13 protein-coding genes and 6 tRNA genes are annotated in these 17,103 nt (G+C 52.8%); 2 read left to right on the forward strand and 17 right to left on the reverse strand.

All coding sequences use genetic code 11. From position 1 onward, the window contains the following. Window positions 1-8: 8 nt before the first annotated feature. On the reverse strand, window positions 9-2,591 hold the full coding sequence (gene leuS / locus HOY33_RS08680) for a leucine--tRNA ligase (protein WP_172289814.1): 2,583 nt from the start codon (window positions 2,589-2,591) through the stop codon (window positions 9-11). 281 nt (window positions 2,592-2,872) lie between these two features. Between leuS and HOY33_RS08685 the strand changes: the two genes are divergently transcribed. Then, window positions 2,873-3,355 carry a zinc ribbon-containing protein gene (locus HOY33_RS08685; protein ID WP_172289815.1) on the forward strand — a complete coding sequence of 161 codons (483 nt, stop codon included), beginning with the start codon at window positions 2,873-2,875 and terminating at the stop codon, window positions 3,353-3,355. A gap of 43 nt (window positions 3,356-3,398) precedes the next feature. Here HOY33_RS08685 and HOY33_RS08690 read toward each other — a convergent pair whose 3' ends face one another. The 9 genes from HOY33_RS08690 to miaB form a co-directional block, all read right to left on the reverse strand. Continuing rightward, window positions 3,399-4,124, reverse strand: coding sequence for an amino acid ABC transporter ATP-binding protein (locus HOY33_RS08690; protein WP_172289816.1), 726 nt, complete (start codon window positions 4,122-4,124; stop codon window positions 3,399-3,401). Beyond that, window positions 4,124-4,798, reverse strand: a complete 675-nt coding sequence (gene gltK, locus HOY33_RS08695) for a glutamate/aspartate ABC transporter permease GltK (RefSeq protein WP_172289817.1) — start codon at window positions 4,796-4,798, stop codon at window positions 4,124-4,126. The genes HOY33_RS08690 and gltK overlap by 1 nt, the downstream gene beginning before the upstream one ends. A 3-nt stretch (window positions 4,799-4,801) precedes the next feature. Continuing rightward, window positions 4,802-5,542: an amino acid ABC transporter permease gene (locus HOY33_RS08700; protein ID WP_172289818.1), complete on the reverse strand. Its 741-nt coding sequence runs from the start codon at window positions 5,540-5,542 to the stop codon at window positions 4,802-4,804. Between the two features lie 221 nt (window positions 5,543-5,763). Next, window positions 5,764-6,663, reverse strand: coding sequence for an amino acid ABC transporter substrate-binding protein (locus HOY33_RS08705; protein WP_172289819.1), 900 nt, complete (start codon window positions 6,661-6,663; stop codon window positions 5,764-5,766). A gap of 501 nt (window positions 6,664-7,164) precedes the next feature. Further along, window positions 7,165-8,694, reverse strand: coding sequence for an apolipoprotein N-acyltransferase (gene lnt / locus HOY33_RS08710; RefSeq protein WP_172289820.1), 1,530 nt, complete (start codon window positions 8,692-8,694; stop codon window positions 7,165-7,167). A 7-nt stretch (window positions 8,695-8,701) separates the two neighbouring features. Then, complete coding sequence (corC, locus tag HOY33_RS08715) at window positions 8,702-9,580, reverse strand: CNNM family magnesium/cobalt transport protein CorC (RefSeq protein ID WP_172289821.1); 879 nt, start codon at window positions 9,578-9,580, stop codon at window positions 8,702-8,704. Between the two features lie 115 nt (window positions 9,581-9,695). Beyond that, window positions 9,696-10,181: an rRNA maturation RNase YbeY gene (ybeY, locus tag HOY33_RS08720; RefSeq protein ID WP_172289822.1), complete on the reverse strand. Its 486-nt coding sequence runs from the start codon at window positions 10,179-10,181 to the stop codon at window positions 9,696-9,698. Further along, window positions 10,178-11,233, reverse strand: coding sequence for a PhoH family protein (locus HOY33_RS08725; RefSeq protein ID WP_172289823.1), 1,056 nt, complete (start codon window positions 11,231-11,233; stop codon window positions 10,178-10,180). The genes ybeY and HOY33_RS08725 overlap by 4 nt, the downstream gene beginning before the upstream one ends. Window positions 11,234-11,416: 183 nt before the next feature. Then, entirely contained in the window at window positions 11,417-12,841 is a 1,425-nt protein-coding gene (miaB, locus tag HOY33_RS08730; RefSeq protein ID WP_172289824.1) for a tRNA (N6-isopentenyl adenosine(37)-C2)-methylthiotransferase MiaB, read from the reverse strand. A 218-nt stretch (window positions 12,842-13,059) separates the two neighbouring features. Between miaB and ubiF the strand changes: the two genes are divergently transcribed. Beyond that, window positions 13,060-14,226 (forward strand): 3-demethoxyubiquinol 3-hydroxylase, encoded by a 1,167-nt coding sequence (gene ubiF, locus HOY33_RS08735; RefSeq protein WP_172289825.1) that lies wholly within the window; start codon window positions 13,060-13,062, stop codon window positions 14,224-14,226. Between the two features lie 154 nt (window positions 14,227-14,380). Here ubiF and HOY33_RS08740 read toward each other — a convergent pair. From HOY33_RS08740 to asnB, 7 genes are all read right to left on the reverse strand, one after another. Further along, window positions 14,381-14,455, reverse strand: a tRNA-Gln gene (locus HOY33_RS08740). Between the two features lie 6 nt (window positions 14,456-14,461). After that, window positions 14,462-14,538, reverse strand: a tRNA-Met gene (locus HOY33_RS08745). A 56-nt stretch (window positions 14,539-14,594) separates the two neighbouring features. Beyond that, a tRNA-Gln gene (locus HOY33_RS08750) sits at window positions 14,595-14,669 on the reverse strand. A 38-nt stretch (window positions 14,670-14,707) separates the two neighbouring features. Continuing rightward, a tRNA-Gln gene (locus HOY33_RS08755) sits at window positions 14,708-14,782 on the reverse strand. Window positions 14,783-14,827: 45 nt separating this feature from the next. Then, window positions 14,828-14,912: transfer RNA gene (locus tag HOY33_RS08760), tRNA-Leu, on the reverse strand. Between the two features lie 6 nt (window positions 14,913-14,918). Beyond that, a tRNA-Met gene (locus HOY33_RS08765) sits at window positions 14,919-14,995 on the reverse strand. A 220-nt stretch (window positions 14,996-15,215) separates the two neighbouring features. Then, window positions 15,216-16,877 (reverse strand): asparagine synthase B, encoded by a 1,662-nt coding sequence (gene asnB, locus HOY33_RS08770; RefSeq protein WP_172289826.1) that lies wholly within the window; start codon window positions 16,875-16,877, stop codon window positions 15,216-15,218. Between the last annotated feature and the right edge of the window lie 226 nt (window positions 16,878-17,103).

A 17,103-nucleotide genomic window follows, 5' to 3' on the forward strand; every position in this document is an offset into this window, starting at 1 on the left:
TCCTTGCCTTAACCCACAACCAGGTTAAGCAGTTTGCCAGGGACATAGATCACTTTACGCACAGTGACGCCGTCCAGATATTTCGCTACCAGAGGTTCCTGGGCAGCGCGCTCACGCACCTGATCCTGAGTGGCATCGGCGGCAACGGTGATTTTACCACGTACCTTACCGTTGACCTGAATAACCACCAGTTTGGAATCTTCCACCATCGCGCTTTCATCCGCGACCGGCCAGGGCGCGGTATCAATGTCGCCCTCACCCTGCAATGCCTGCCACAGCGCAAAGCAAATGTGCGGGGTGAACGGATAAAGCATACGAACAACCGCCAGCAGGATTTCCTGAGTCAGAGCGCGATCCTGTACGCTGTCCTGCGGCGCTTTGGCCAGCTTGTTCATCAGCTCCATAATGGCGGCGATGGCGGTGTTAAAGGTCTGGCGGCGACCGATATCATCGGTCACTTTGGCAATGGTTTTATGCAGATCGCGGCGCAGTGATTTCTGATCTTCGGTTAACGTCGCCACATCCAGCGCCTGAGCCGGGCCTTTGGCCGTATGCTCGAAAGCCTGCTTCCAGACGCGTTTCAGGAAGCGGTTCGCCCCTTCAACCCCGGATTCCTGCCATTCGAGCGTCATTTCCGCCGGCGAGGCGAACATCATAAACAGACGAACGGTGTCCGCACCATATTTTTCAACCATCACCTGCGGGTCGATGCCGTTGTTTTTAGACTTCGACATTTTGCTCATACCCGCGTAGACGACTTCCCGGCCCTGGTTGTCGACGGCCTTGACGATACGGCCTTTCTCATCACGCTCAAGGGTGACGTCGATAGGGGAAACCCAGTTACGCTCGCCATTATCGCCCAGGTAATAGAACGCGTCCGCCAGCACCATGCCCTGGCACAGCAGGCGTTTGGCCGGTTCATCCGAGGTGACCAGCCCGGCGTCACGCATCAGCTTGTGGAAAAAGCGGAAATACATCAGGTGCATGATGGCATGTTCGATGCCGCCGACATACTGATCGACGGGCAGCCAGTAGTTGGCCGCCGCCGGATCCAGCATGCCCTGATCATACTGTGGACAGGTGTAACGCGCGTAATACCAGGACGACTCCATAAAGGTGTCGAAGGTATCGGTTTCACGCAGCGCCGGCTGACCGTTAACCGTGGTTTTGGCCCACTCCGGATCGGATTTCAGCGGGCTGGTGATGCCGTCCATCACCACATCTTCCGGCAATACCACCGGCAGTTGATCTTCCGGCGTGGGGATCACGGTGCCGTCTTCCAGCGTCACCATCGGGATTGGCGCTCCCCAGTAACGCTGGCGGGAAACCCCCCAGTCGCGCAGGCGGTAATTGACTTTACGCTCGCCGATCCCCAATGCCACCAGTTTGTCGGCAATGGCGTTAAAGGCGGCTTCAAAATCCAAACCATCAAACTCGCCGGAATTAAACAAACGGCCTTTTTCCGTCATCGCTTGAGCGGACAAATCCGGCTCGCTGCCATCGCTGTTCAGGATCACCGGTTTGATCGTCAGGCCGTACTTGGCGGCGAATTCCCAATCGCGCTGATCGTGTCCCGGCACCGCCATAACGGCGCCGGTGCCGTAATCCATCAGCACAAAGTTGGCGGCCCAGATAGCGACTTTTTCTCCGTTCAGCGGATGAATGGCATACAGGCCGGTAGCCATGCCTTTCTTCTCCATGGTGGCCATATCCGCTTCCGCCACTTTGGTATTGCGGCATTCGTCAATAAAGTCAGCCAGCGCCGGGTTATTAACGGCGGCCTGCTGCGCCAGCGGGTGGCCGGCGGCGACGGCGACATAGGTCACCCCCATAAAGGTATCCGGGCGGGTGGTATAGACGCTCAGCTTCTCCTGACTGCCTGCCACCTCAAAGGCGATCTCAACGCCTTCGGAACGGCCAATCCAATTGCGCTGCATGGTTTTGACCTGTTCGGGCCAGCTTTCCAGCGTATCCAGATCGTTGAGCAGTTGATCGGCGTAATCGGTGATTTTGATAAACCACTGGGGGATTTCTTTGCGTTCGACTTTGGTATCGCAGCGCCAGCAGCAGCCGTCGATAACCTGTTCATTGGCCAGAACGGTCTGGTCGTTCGGACACCAGTTCACCGCGGAGGTTTTTTTATAAACCAGACCTTTTTCATACAGTTTGGTGAAGAACCATTGTTCCCAGCGATAGTAATCGGGTTTGCAGGTGGCGACTTCGCGATCCCAGTCGTAGCCGAAACCCAGCAGCTTGAGCTGGTTTTTCATGTACTCAATATTGGAGTACGTCCACGGCGCGGGCGCGGTGTTGTTTTTTACCGCGGCGCCTTCAGCCGGCAGGCCGAACGCATCCCAGCCAATCGGCTGTAGGACGTTTTTCCCCAGCATGCGCTGATAGCGAGAGATCACATCGCCGATGGTGTAGTTACGAACGTGTCCCATGTGTAGACGGCCAGAAGGGTAGGGCAACATGGAAAGGCAGTAGTACTTTTCCTTGCCAGGTTCTTCGGTCACTTTGAATGTCTGCTTCTCTTGCCAATGAAGCTGGACGTGCGCTTCTATCTCTTCTGGGCGGTATTGCTCTTGCATGGCTGCCAGGGGTCCTATTAAGTAAAGAATGGCTACGGCAGTAGCGTGTTCTGATTCATAACTAAAGATCCGCATAGCATAGCTGATAAGCGACTGAGGCAACAACACCCTGTTCCCGCCTGAGGAATATTTCTGATCTGTGAAGCGAAAACGGATAAAAATCATTCAAATATAGGGGGAGTACCGGTTGTGAAAAGAAAATAGGCTAAAATAGAGGGGAATCGGTCAGACGCCAGGAATGGTTGCGCAACGTATTTCAACCGGCATATTCAGGAGGAAGCATGAGTAAAGTTGCCCGCTACTATCGCGAATTAATGGCTTCAGTGACGGCCCGGCTGAATAATGGCGAACGGGATATTGATGGTCTGGTACAAAGCGCCCGGGAGAAATTGCAGGAAAGCTCGGCGTTGACGCAAAAAGAAATCGAGCAGGTGATTCAGGCGGTACAGCGGGATCTGGAGGAGTTCGCACGTAGCTACGGCGAGAGTCAGGAAGAATTTACCGATAGCGTTTTTATGCGGGTCATCAAGGAGAGTCTATGGCAGGAACTGGTGGATATTACGGATAAAACGCAGCTGGAATGGCGTGAAATCTTTAAGGATGTCAGCCATCACGGCGTCTATCACAGCGGTGAAGTCGTGGGATTAGGCAATCTGGTGTGTGAAAAATGCCACCATCATATCGCGTTTTATACGCCGGAAATTTTGCCGCTTTGCCCGAAATGTTCACACGATCTTTTTCACCGGCAGCCTTTCCAGCCGTAATGGTTTGATGAAAAAGCGTGCCCTGAGGCACGCTTTCTGTACATCAGTGCAGGATTTTCGCCAGAAAATCCTTGGCTCGGTCGGACTGCGGATTATTGAAGAAATCGTCTTTCGCCGTATCTTCAATAATTTTTCCTTCATCCATAAAAATGACCCGGTGCGCCACCTTGCGGGCAAAACCCATTTCGTGCGTCACCACCATCATGGTCATCCCTTCCTGTGCCAGTTCAACCATAACGTCCAGCACCTCGTTGATCATTTCCGGATCCAGCGCCGACGTGGGTTCGTCAAACAGCATCGCGATGGGATCCATGCACAGCGCGCGGGCAATCGCCACACGCTGTTGCTGCCCGCCGGACAACTGACCGGGATATTTGTTCGCCTGAACCGACAGCCCGACGCGCTCCAGCAGTTTTTGCGCTTTGACCCTCGCTTCTTCGCGATTCCGTTTCAGCACTTTTATCTGCGCCAGCGTCAGGTTTTCGATGATGGACAGATGTGGAAACAGTTCAAAGTGTTGGAAAACCATGCCTACTTTCGAGCGTAGCTGAGCCAGATTGGTTTTTTTATCGTTAACGATGATACCGTTGACTTCAATCTCGCCTTTTTGGATCGGCTCCAGGCCATTAACGGTTTTGATTAAGGTAGACTTACCGGAGCCGGAAGGCCCGCAAACCACCACCACCTCGCCTTTCTTCACTTCCGTGGAGCAGTCGGTTAGCACCTGAAATTGGCCATACCATTTAGAAATATTTCTCAGGAAAATCATCAAACCGTCCTTTTTTTCAGGTAACTGACCAGCATTGATGCGCTAATGCTGATAATGAAATAGATAAATCCGGCAAACAGGATCATTTCAACTTGCGTGCCGTCACGTTCGCCGATGCTGGAGGCCGTACGGAAGAAATCAGCCAGGCTGAGCACGTAAACCAGCGATGTATCCTGAAACAGCACAATACCTTGCGTCAGCAGCAGGGGAACCATGGCGCGGAATGCCTGCGGCAGGATAACCAGCTTCATGGATTGCCACTGCGTCATTCCCAGCGCCAATGCCGCGGATGACTGCCCGCGTGATACGCTGAGTATGCCTGCGCGGATAATTTCAGAGTAATATGCCGCCTCAAATAATGAAAAGGCTACCATAGCCGAAATTAACCGAATATCTGTTTTCGGTGACAGGCCAAGCACATTTTGTAATAAGCTCGGCACCACCAGATAGAACCACAACAGCACCATAACCAATGGCACGGAGCGGAACACGTTAACGTACAGCTTGGCGAACCAACTGATGGGTTTTAGCGGCGAGAGCCGCATAACCGCCAGAATCGTTCCCCAGATGATACCGACGATCACGGCGGTAACGGTGATTTTTAGCGTAACCGCCATGCCTTGTAACAGGTAGGGCAGGCTCGGCCCGATTGAGCTCCAGTCAAATTCATACATGGCTTATTTGCTCCCCATATTGCCCGGCAAACGGGTTTTTTGCTCTACCACCTGCATGATCAGCATAATGATTGCGTTGATACCGACATAGGCCAGCGTAATCGCGGTGAAAGATTCATACGCATGGGCGGAGTAATCCAGCAGTTTGCCAGCCTGCGCCGCCATATCCACCAGCCCGATCGTCGAGGCGATGGCGGAGTTTTTGACCAGGTTGAGCATTTCCGATGTGAGCGGCGGAACAACAACGCGATAGGCGTTAGGCAGTAAGACGTAACGGTAGGTCTGCGGCAGCGTCAATCCCATTGCCAACCCGGCGGCTTTTTGACCGCTCGGCAGCGACTGGATGCCTGCCCGAACCTGTTCGCACACGCGGGCGGCGGTAAATAAGCCCAAACAAATCATGGACGATAAAAAGAACTGGATATTGGGGTCGAGTTCAGCTTTAAACCACATTCCGATATCGGGGGGGAGCAGTTCCGGCACCACCAGATACCAGGTAAAGAATTGTACGATCAGCGGCACATTACGGAATAATTCCACGTAGCAGGTCCCGATGGCTGAAAGAAAGCGATTGGGAACGGTACGTAAAATACCAAATAAAGATCCAACGAAAAACGCGATGATCCAGGCACAAATAGACAATGTGACTGTGACTTGCAGGCCGGACAATATCCACCCGAGATAGGTGGTGTTGCCGAATGGGGCTGCTTGCAGGAATATGCCCCAGTTCCAATCTATTGACATAACAAACTCCGGTAAAAAAAGGGTAGCGAAGCTACCCCGAAGATTGATGAGCGGCGATATACCCGTTATTTTGCAAGTTGCAGGCGTGTTGCCTGTCTTCCCGCATCTCGAAATCTATTGGGCATTAACATGCGCTGGGGAACGACCAGCGCATGTCCGTCTGTCCTGCCACGAATCAGCAATCATAGGGCAGAGCGTTCTGCCCTTATTCTCATTATTAATTAGTTTAAAGCCTTATCATTTGGCGCGCTGAACAGGGCTTTCATTTCGTCAGAAAGTTCGAAATTCAAATTGAGATCTCTTGGCGGAATGGGTTGTTTGAACCAGCGATCAAACCATTTTTCCGCTTCACCGGAGGTTTGTACTGAAGCGATGGTTTCATCGACCAGCTGTTTGAACTGAGGATCGTCTTTACGCAACATACAGCCGTAAGCTTCTTCCGACTGGGCGGTGCCGACGATATCCCACTGATCGGCATTTCTGGCTTTGGCGCGTTCACCGGCCAGCAACGCGTCATCCATCATAAAGGCCACGGCACGGCTGCTTTCCAGCGTACGGAAAGAGTCGCCATGGTCTTTGGCGCTGATGATGCGCATCTTCAACTGTTTTTCATCGTTCAGCTTATTCAACAGAACTTCAGAGGTGGTGCCGGAGGTGACGACGACGGTTTTACCCGCCAGGTCAGGGAAGTCTTTAATGCCGGAGTCTTTTTTAGTTAACAGACGCGTACCGACAACGAAAATCGTGTTGGAGAAAGCGGCCTGTTTCTGACGTTCCAGGTTATTGGTCGTCGAACCACATTCCAGATCGAAGGTTCCGTTCTGCAAGAGTGGAATACGGTTTTGAGACGTGATAGGCAACAGCTTGACTTGCAGGTTAGGCGCATCCAGTTTCGTCTTGATGGCTTCTACGATTTGATCCGAATAGGCCTGCGAGTAACCGACGACTTTTTGTTGGTTATCGTAATAAGAAAAAGGAACGGATGATTCACGGTGGCCGATAACGATAACGCCATTATCTTTTACTTTTTTCAGCGTACCCGTCAGTTCTTCGGCCTGAGCCGCCAGGCTGGCTGTGGTGCCGAGCAGAAGCAGTGATAGTGCCAGTTTACGCATTTGCATGTTCTAACTCCTTTGCTGTAGTTATGGCGCTGTAATTGTGGATCTGTAGTTGTATATCTAAAATCGTGCCGCTAAATCAATGCTGACGTTCTGCTACTTCCGCGGTACCAAAATCATGCACCGCTAAAGAGCGACGTAACGATGTATACTGTTAAAAAGTAGCTTATTGTAAATAGATTGATGTCGAAATGTTTGTTTTTTGCGAGTCACTCCGCACCAAATGGCGGCAATAAAGCCCATATGCACAAACATGGTGCGGCGTTTGCTCTGAAAGCGTGCTTTTTCAGTGCGAAACGGCAAAAAACGTTGAGACAATCATTTACAATAATAGAAATAAGCAAAACACATGCCAGTTAATAACTATACCTGATAGGCATCAAGGCGCGACCAGTCGGCGACTGAGCGATTCCGCCGTCGCGTGAAAGGGGAACGACGGAGGTGACTTGGAAAATGAAAGCATAAAGGCATGCGTTAACATGCCTTGAGTGGGGGGAGAAGAGGCTAACGGCGGCGCAGGCTGAAGATAATGGCGAAAAAGCCGCCGAGCAGGCTAATCGCCCACAGCGGCCAGGAACCGAAACGCGCATAGGGCGTAAGCCCGGAAGTGGGAACGATGCGGGTATCCAGTACCGCGCGGGTAAACTGCGGCAGGCTGGCGCTGATTTCGCCGTCAGGCGCGATCACCGCGGTCACGCCATTGTTGGTGCCGCGAATCAACGGGCGGCCTAATTCCAGCGCGCGCATCCGCGCCATCTGGAAGTGCTGCCACGGTCCGATAGAGTGACCGAACCAGGCGTCGTTCGAAATGGTTAACAGCATATCGGTGTCTTCACGGAAGTTATCCCGCATTTGCTGGCCGAGAATAATTTCATAACAGATGGCTGGCGTCAGCTTATAGCCGTTAACATTCAACTGTGGTTGGAGATAATTGCCGCGGCTGAAAGAGGACATCGGCAAATCGAAAAGCGGAGCGATCGGGCGCAGCAGCGTCTCCAGCGGGACAAACTCGCCGAACGGCACCAGATGATGTTTGTTGTAACGGTTACTGGTCGGGTAGCGGTACGGGGTTTGGTCACCCAGCACGATAATGCTGTTGTAATAGTCATACTGCGCGCCATTGCGACGCGTATCAACAATGCCGGTGACCAGACTGCTATTGCGGCGGCGCAGCAGCTCATCAACCTGGGTAAGATAAGCTCCCTGATGGTTTTCGACATCGGGAACGGCTGATTCAGGCCAGATAATAATCGAGGCTTTATCTGCATAAGGCAGGGTGTTGTTCAGATAAACGTTTAGCGTGTTGCGTAACTGATCCGGATCCCACTTCAACGCCTGAGGAATATTTCCCTGTACCAGGGCTACATTCACCTCGCGTTCAGGCAGCGGGGTGAACCACTGAATATTACGCAGCGGCCATGGCAGCGCCAGCAGCGCAAGGGCGATGACCGCCGGCCCGATCCTGCGCTGATGCAGCGCGAAAGTCAGCAAGCCGCTGATGCTAACCAGTAGGAAAGTAATGGCATCGACACCCAGAATCGGCGCAATGCCTTTCAGCGGCCCGTTAATCTGGCTGTAACCAAACTGGAGCCACGGAAAACCGGTGAGCACCCATCCGCGCAGAAATTCAGTCACCTGCCATAGCACCGGCGCGGCAATCGCTAACCGCCACCAAGTGGTTTTAGGCCACACGCGTGAGAGCATCGCGGAGAAGAGCAAAGGATAGAGCGCCAGATAGGCGGCCAGCAGTATCACCAGCGCGATATTGATCGGCCCGGGCATGCCGCCAAACTGCGCGATGCTGACATAGACCCAGTTTACCCCGCTGCCGAACAGGCCGAATCCCCAACTGAAACCAAGCCAGGCTGACTGGCGCACCGTGCGATTCAGCGTCAGCGCCTGCAATCCCATCAAGGAAATCAGCGCGGCCGGCCAGAAATCAAAGGGAGAAAACGCCAGCGTGCCGAAAGCGCCGAGCAAGAGCGCCAGCAGGGCGCGAACCTGCTGGCGTTGAAGTAGAGAGGCTACAGCCATTGTTGATTCAGTCTTCCAAATGCGGTTGAGGCGAATGGTCAGGGATCCTGACGTGTACCTGAATGATACGGCGGCTGTCGGCCATGGCGACTTTAAATAGGTAACCTTCTATTTCAATGGTTTCCCCACGGGCGGGCAGATGCCCGAAAGACTGCATGATTAAGCCGCCAATGGTGTCAACCTCTTCGTCGCTGAACTGGGTGCCGAACGCCTCATTGAAGTCTTCAATATCGGTGAGCGCGCGCACCGTGTAGGTATGGCGGTTAAGCTGACGGATATCCCGGTCTTCTTCGTCGTCGTATTCGTCTTCAATTTCACCGACGATCAATTCAAGAATGTCTTCAATGGTGACCAGACCGGAGACGCCGCCAAATTCGTCAATCACGATGGCCATATGGTAACGCAGGGAGCGGAATTCGTTCAGCATCCGGTCAACGCGCTTGCTCTCGGGCACCACTACGGCGGAGCGGAGCACTTTATCCATGCTGAACGGTTCAGAATTGCTGCGCATAAAAGGCAGCAAGTCTTTGGCCATCAGAATGCCTTCGATATGATCTTTATCTTCGCTGATGACCGGAAAACGGGAATGCGCGGATTCGATAATGACATCCAGGCACTCTTCCAGCGTTTGATTGTGTTTCAGGGTAATCATCTGCGAACGTGGGATCATGATGTCACGCACGCGCTGTTCAGCGATATCCATCACGCCTTCAAGCATATCGCGGGTTTCCGGATCAATCAGTTCGTTCTGTTCCGAATCACGGATGAGCGTCAGCAGATCGTTACGATCTTTGGGTTCGCCATGAAAAAGCTGATTGAGAATAAGAGAAAAGAAACCCTTCTTGGGACTGGGGCTATCGCTGTTTTGAGAATGGTCGTCGCTCATGGCGTTTTAATAATATCACTCATGTTAATGAATAATTATCAGCAGGTTGGAAATCAACGTGGTGCAGCCTGACTGACGTGGAAAATGGCTATTGGGTAAAAACAGAATTATCTATTTATTCGTATTCGGCAAGGTTATCTTTTTCTGCAAGATAGGGATCGGAATACCCCATACTCTGCATAATCTCCGTTTCCAGCGCTTCCATTTCTTCCGCTTCGCCGTCTTCGATATGATCATAACCTAGCAGATGCAGACTACCATGGACAACCATATGTGCCCAGTGCTCCTCCAGCGTCTTTTGTTGTTCAGCCGCTTCCTGTTCAACCACCTGGCGACAAATGATTAAATCGCCCAACAGCGGCAGTTCAACTTCCGGCGGCGCCTCAAACGGAAAGGACAGCACGTTGGTCGGCTTGTCTTTACCCCGATAGGTGTGATTCAGGTGGTGGCTTTCCGCTTCGTCGACGATACGGATCGTCACCTCTGCAACCGCCTGAAACTGGGGCAACACCCCTTCCAGCCAGCGTTGGAAATCCTTTTCGTCAGGTAATCCCTGACGCGGTTCGCTGGCGATTTGTAAATCGAGAATGACCTGACTCATTTGTGTTCCTGTTCTGACGCCGCCTGTGCTTCGCGCTTACGCTGTTCCGCCAGGGCATCTTTGCGTTTCTGATCGGCAAGCTCCCAGGCTTCATAAGCATTGACAATCTGTGCGACGACCGGGTGGCGCACTACATCTTCGCTGTTGAAGAAGTTAAAGCTGATTTCCTCGACCTCGGCCAGCACTTCAATGGCATGACGCAGGCCCGATTTCTGGTTACGCGGCAAATCAATCTGCGTGACGTCGCCGGTGATCACCGCTTTGGAGTTAAACCCGATGCGGGTCAGGAACATTTTCATTTGTTCAATGCTGGTATTCTGGCTTTCATCCAGAATAATAAATGCATCGTTCAAGGTACGGCCACGCATGTAAGCCAGGGGCGCGACTTCGATCACATTACGTTCGATTAGCTTTTCGACCCGCTCGAACCCCAACATTTCAAACAGCGCGTCATACAGCGGACGCAGATAAGGATCGACCTTCTGGCTCAGATCGCCGGGCAGAAACCCCAGCTTTTCCCCGGCTTCAACGGCGGGACGCGTCAGCAAAATACGGCGTATTTCCTGACGTTCAAGCGCATCAACCGCCGCCGCCACGGCCAGATAGGTTTTCCCCGTACCCGCCGGGCCTACGCCAAAGGTAATGTCGTGGTCGAGCACATTGGCAATATATTGCGCCTGATTGGGCGTACGCGGTTTAATCACGCCACGTTTGGTACGGATGTTAATCGCCTTACCGTAATCCGGCACGCTTTCGGCCGATTGTTCCAGCACGCGCGATTCTTTAATCGCGAGGTGAATTTGCTCGGGTTCAATGTCGCCAATCGCGCCGCGTACCGGCGCGGTATCAACATACAGACGTTGCAGGATATCGGCGGCGGCCTCGACGCAAAGCGCTTTGCCTGACAGCTTGAATGTATTATCCCGCCGGTTGATTTCGATGCCTAAACGGCGCTCCAGTTGTTTTATGTTGTCGTCAAACGGGCCGCAGAGGCTGAGCAGACGATGGTTGTCCGCGGGTTCAAGGGCAATTTCTTTTGTCGTTAGGTTCAAATTATTCCTCTTGGGGTTATCAGACCGGTATCGGATTGCGCGATTTTTTATGCGCCATATTCATGAATTATTTATCGCTAATGACAATTGGCGCAAGTCGCAATACCGATATTGGGGTAGCTATTCGCAAAAAAAGGGTGGCAATGCCACCCATAATCAAGATGTCGTCCGGTGTGACGTCAATTAAGGCTGGTAGATGCCAACCCCGATTTCGTTCTCTTTACGGGTACGCGCGATGACGTCGGAAGGGGACTCATGAACGCGTAGATTCATCTGGTCTTCGGTACGCACCACGATACCGCGTAATGAGTTGGGGTAAACGTCAACGATTTCCACATCGACGAATTTACCGATCATGTCGGGCGTGCCTTCAAAGTTGACCACGCGGTTGTTCTCCGTGCGGCCGGACAGCTCCATCACGCTCTTACGCGATGTGCCTTCCACCAGAATACGCTGAATGGTTCCCTGCATACGACGGCTGTATTGCATTGCCTGCTGGCTGATACGCTCTTGCAGGATGTACAGACGCTGTTTTTTCTCTTCTTCAGGAACATCGTCGACCATGTCCGCCGCCGGCGTGCCCGGGCGCGCGGAATAAATAAAGCTAAAGCTCATGTCGAAATTCACATCGGCAATCAGCTTCATGGTTTGTTCAAAGTCGGCCTGGGTTTCGCCGGGGAAACCGATAATAAAGTCAGAGCTTATCTGAATTCCGGGGCGCGCGTTGTGCAGCTTGCGGATAATCGACTTGTATTCGAGCGTGGTATGACGACGTTTCATCATGGTCAACACGCGATCGGAGCCGCTTTGCACCGGCAAGTGCAGGAAGCTCACCAGTTCCGGCGTATCTTCGTAAACGCTGATGATGTCGTCGGTAAATTCAATCGGGTGACTGGTGGTGAAACGAATGCGGTCGATACCGTCAATGGCCGCCACCAGACGCAGCAGTTCCGCGAATGAACAGATGTCGCCGTTGTAGGTGGCGCCGCGGTAAGCGTTGACGTTCTGCCCCAGCAGGTTCACTTCGCGTACCCCTTGCTCCGCCAATTGCGCGATTTCAAACAGCACGTCATCGCACGGGCGGCTGACTTCTTCGCCGCGCGTATAGGGCACAACGCAGAAGGTACAGTATTTATTACAGCCTTCCATAATGGAGACGAACGCCGTCGGGCCTTCGGCTTTCGGCTCCGGCAGGCGGTCAAACTTCTCAATTTCAGGGAAGCTGATGTCCACGACCGGGCTGCGGGTGCCCTGGACGTGATTAATCATTTCCGGCAGACGGTGTAATGTCTGAGGGCCGAAAATCACATCGACATAGTGCGCGCGTTCGCGGATGTGCGCGCCTTCCTGTGAAGCCACACAGCCACCGACGCCGATAATCAGATTCGGGTTGATATCTTTCAGCGCTTTCCAGCGGCCAAGTTGATGGAAGACCTTCTCCTGCGCTTTTTCACGGATAGAACAGGTATTCAGCAGCAAAACATCGGCCTCTTCCGCGACCTCGGTTAGTTCATAACCGTGCGTACTTCCCAGTAAGTCAGCCATCTTGGATGAATCGTATTCATTCATCTGACAGCCCCAGGTTTTAATATGCAGTTTTTTTGTCATCGACTTGCCATTACTCAGTGCGGGTAAGAAAGCTTTCCCTTTACTCGGGGCGCGTATTGTAATCTTTTGCCGCCGTGGTGACCAGCGTCCACAAACTTTACGTTTTTATAAACGCCTTCGCATTTATTAAACCCGGCTTGGGTGAAATAGTCGGTTGAAATCCAGTACACTGTTTTTATCGCTGTTGATAAGCATAGCCGGATAGGGACAAAACCAGAATGCATTATGATGTGATCGTCGTCGGGGGCGGCATGGTGGGGGCAGCTGCGGCACTGGGGCTGGCCCGGAACGGGTTTCGGGTGGCCGTGATTGAACATGAACAGCCTGCGCCGTTTGATGCGGCCAGTCCGCCTGACCTGCGCATTTCGGCGATCGGGTATGCGTCCGTCGCCCTGTTAAAGCAATTGGGCGCCTGGCAACGGGTTCAGCAGATGCGTAGCGCGCCCTATCGCCGTTTGGAAACCTGGGAATGGGATAATGCCCGCGTGGTGTTTGACGCGGCGGATATCCCTTTGCCCGAGCTGGGTTTTATGGTTGAGAACCGGGTATTGCAACTGGCGCTCTGGTCATGTCTGCGTGAAGTGGAACAGTGCCAATGCTATTGTCCGGCCAATTTGAAAAGCCTGCGACAGACGGAAGAAGGCTGGAGCGTTCAGCTTGATGATGGGCAGCGCCTGACGGCGCAACTGGTGATCGGCGCTGACGGGGCTAATTCCCAGGTACGGCGGCAGGCGGGGATCGGCATCCGGGGTTGGCAATATCGTCAGTCCTGTATGTTGATAAGCGTTGAGATGCCATCGCCGCAGCAGGATGTTACCTGGCAACAATTTACGCCGGCCGGCCCGCGTGCGTTTTTGCCGCTTTTTGACCGCTGGGGATCGCTGGTATGGTATGACAGCCCTCAGAAGATCCGTCAGCTTCAGGCTATGCCGTTAACACAGTTGGACAAAGAGATTGCGGCTGCCTTCCCGGCGCGTCTGGGGGCGGTTAAATCGCTGTCTGCCGGTTCGTTTCCGCTGGTGCGGCGTCATGCGCAACGGTATGTTCAGCAGGGGTTGGTATTGCTGGGGGATGCGGCCCATACGATCAATCCGCTGGCGGGGCAGGGGGTGAATCTCGGCTACCGGGATGTGGAAGCTTTGCTGGATGTGCTGAACAATGCCCGGGATGCCGGCGAGAGCTGGCATTCAGAGTCTGTATTACGTCGTTACCAGTGTCGTCGCATGCCTGATAATCTGCTGATGCAAAGCGGGATGGACTTGTTTTACTACGCTTTCAGTAATGCGTTGCCGCCGGTGAGCCTGATCCGCAATCTGGCCTTGATGGCCGCGCAGCGGGCCGGAAAATTAAAGCAGCAGGCGCTGAAATATGCCATCGGGGTTTGATGACGTCTCTGTTGCCGCGCCGTGTCGCACGGCGTGATACCGGGGAGATTTCAAGCGCGGCCAACGTCGCTGCAACCAGAAAAAAGAGGAAGGTCGTACAAGAGTCAGCCGATATTCGGATATAAAAAAGCCCGCGTTAGCGGGCTTCTCTATTTGGCTGGGGTACCAGGATTCGAACCTGGGAATGCCGGAATCAGAATCCGGTGCCTTACCGCTTGGCGATACCCCAAAAATGTGGTGGCTACGACGGGAATCGAACCTGTGACCCCAGCATTATGAGTGCTGTGCTCTAACCAGCTGAGCTACGTAGCCAAATCGTACTGCCATTTTTGTTATATTACAACAAAAATCTTTAAACATCAAATAGATGGCTGGGGTACCTGGATTCGAACCAGGGAATGCTGGTATCAAAAACCAGTGCCTTACCGCTTGGCGATACCCCAATTGTGCAATTACTTTTTCAGCATTACCCGCTTAAATATGGCTGGGGTACCAGGATTCGAACCTGGGAATGCTGGTATCAAAAACCAGTGCCTTACCGCTTGGCGATACCCCAATACAGGATTCATGCTTAAAAAATAATCTCAAGCCGTGAAAGTAATGGTGCGGGAGGCGAGACTTGAACTCGCACACCTTGCGGCGCCAGAACCTAAATCTGGTGCGTCTACCAATTTCGCCACTCCCGCAAAAGATGGTGGCTACGACGGGAATCGAACCTGTGACCCCAGCATTATGAGTGCTGTGCTCTAACCAGCTGAGCTACGTAGCCATCTTTTCCGCGTCACCTTCATCGGCGTTGCGGGGCGCATTATGCGTAGTTGGTCTAATTGCGTCAACAAATTTTTTCCCGAAAATGACTTCCCTGCCGCCGTTTGTTTGGGTTGTGAACAGTCTGGTGAGAAAAGCGTCAAAAAGCCCGCTTTTCCAATCTATCAAACGGCGAAAACGGGCCTGCGAGGCCCGTTGCATAACGAAAAACAAAACCGGGATTAGTATGCGGACTGGTGCACGCCAACCGCACGACCCGACGGATCGTCCATCTTTTTGAAGGATTCATCCCATTCAATGGCTTTCGCCGAAGAACAGGCAACCGATGGGCCGCCAGGCACGCATTCTGCGGCGCTCGGCACCGGGAACAGCTCTTCAAAGATTTCACGGTACAAATAGCCTTCTTTGGAGGTCGGCGTGTTGTACGGGAAACGGAAGTGCGCGGTTTCCAACTGTTGGTCGCTAACTTGTTGAGCGGCAACCTCTTTCAGCGTATCAATCCAGCTATAGCCGACGCCGTCGGAGAATTGCTCTTTCTGACGCCATGCGACGCTGTGCGGCAAGTATGATTCAAAGCATTCGCGCAGGATGTGTTTTTCCATCTTGCCGTTGCCGCACATTTTGTCGCGCGGGTTGATGCGCATCGCCACATCAAGGAAATTTTTATCCAGGAAAGGCACACGCGCTTCCACGCCCCAGGCCGACATCGCTTTGTTGGCGCGGGCGCAGTCGTACTGGTGCAGCGCCAGCAATTTGCGCACGGTTTCTTCGTGCAGCTCTTTGGCGTTTGGCGCTTTGTGGAAATACAGATAGCCGCCGAACACTTCATCGGAGCCTTCGCCGGACAGCACCATCTTGATGCCCATCGCTTTGATTTTACGAGACATCAGATACATCGGCGTCGAGGCGCGGATAGTGGTCACGTCATAGGTTTCAATGTGATAAATCACATCGCGAATCGCATCCAATCCTTCCTGTACCGTAAAGTGAATTTCATGGTGGACGGTGCCCAGATGGTTAGCCACCTCCTGCGCCGCTTTTAAATCCGGGGCGCCTTCCAGGCCGACGGCGAAAGAGTGCAACTGAGGCCACCAGGCTTCGCTGCGCTCGTCGTCTTCAACACGGCGTGCGGCGTATTTTTTGGTGATCGCGGAGATAACCGAGGAATCCAGACCGCCAGAGAGCAGTACGCCGTAAGGCACATCGGACATCAGGTGGCTTTTTACCGCTTCTTCCAGCGCGTCACGCAGGGCATAGGCGTCGGTTTCGTTATCTTTTACATTTTCATAATCGAACCAGTCACGGTGATAGTATTCACGGATTTCTCCGTCCTTGCTCCACAGATAGCTGCCGGCCGGGAACTCTTTAATCGTGCGGCATACCGGAACCAGCGCTTTCATTTCTGAAGCCACGTAGAAGTTGCCGTGCTCATCGTAACCCATGTACAACGGGATGATGCCTAAGTGATCGCGGCCGATCAGGTAAGCGTCTTTTTCACTGTCGTAGAGCGCGAAAGCAAACATGCCGCGCAGGTCATCCAGGAATTCCGGGCCTTTTTCCTGATACAAGGCCAGGATAACTTCGCAATCGGAGCCGGTCTGGAACGCATAGCGGTCGCCATATTGCTGACGCAATGCCTGATGGTTATAAATTTCGCCGTTAACCGCCAGAACGTGGGTACGCGCCGCGTTGTATAACGGCTGAGCGCCGGTATTCACGTCGACGATAGACAGACGCTCATGGGCCAGAATCGCTTTATCGCTGGCATAAACACCGGACCAGTCAGGCCCGCGGTGGCGCATCAAGCGTGATAACTCCAGCGCTTTTTTACGCATTTCAACAGGATCGGTCTTAAGATCAAGCACACCGAAGATAGAACACATGGATGACTCCCTAGATGTTTTAGATTAATCAGATGTCATTCACGGATAGCGACATCGCCTTCCGTTTTTTCTGCATCATGATTACAAATGCCGTGTCAGTGACAATGATTTAGCATCAAAATGCCATAAGAATTCAATATCATCTAATGAAAAAAGCCATATTGATGATGTTTGAATAATTTATATGGCATTTTGATGAATAATCGACAAATTAATCGAGTGGAAT

Source organism: Brenneria sp. hezel4-2-4 (genome assembly GCF_013155275.1).
GTDB lineage: Bacteria > Pseudomonadota > Gammaproteobacteria > Enterobacterales > Enterobacteriaceae > Brenneria.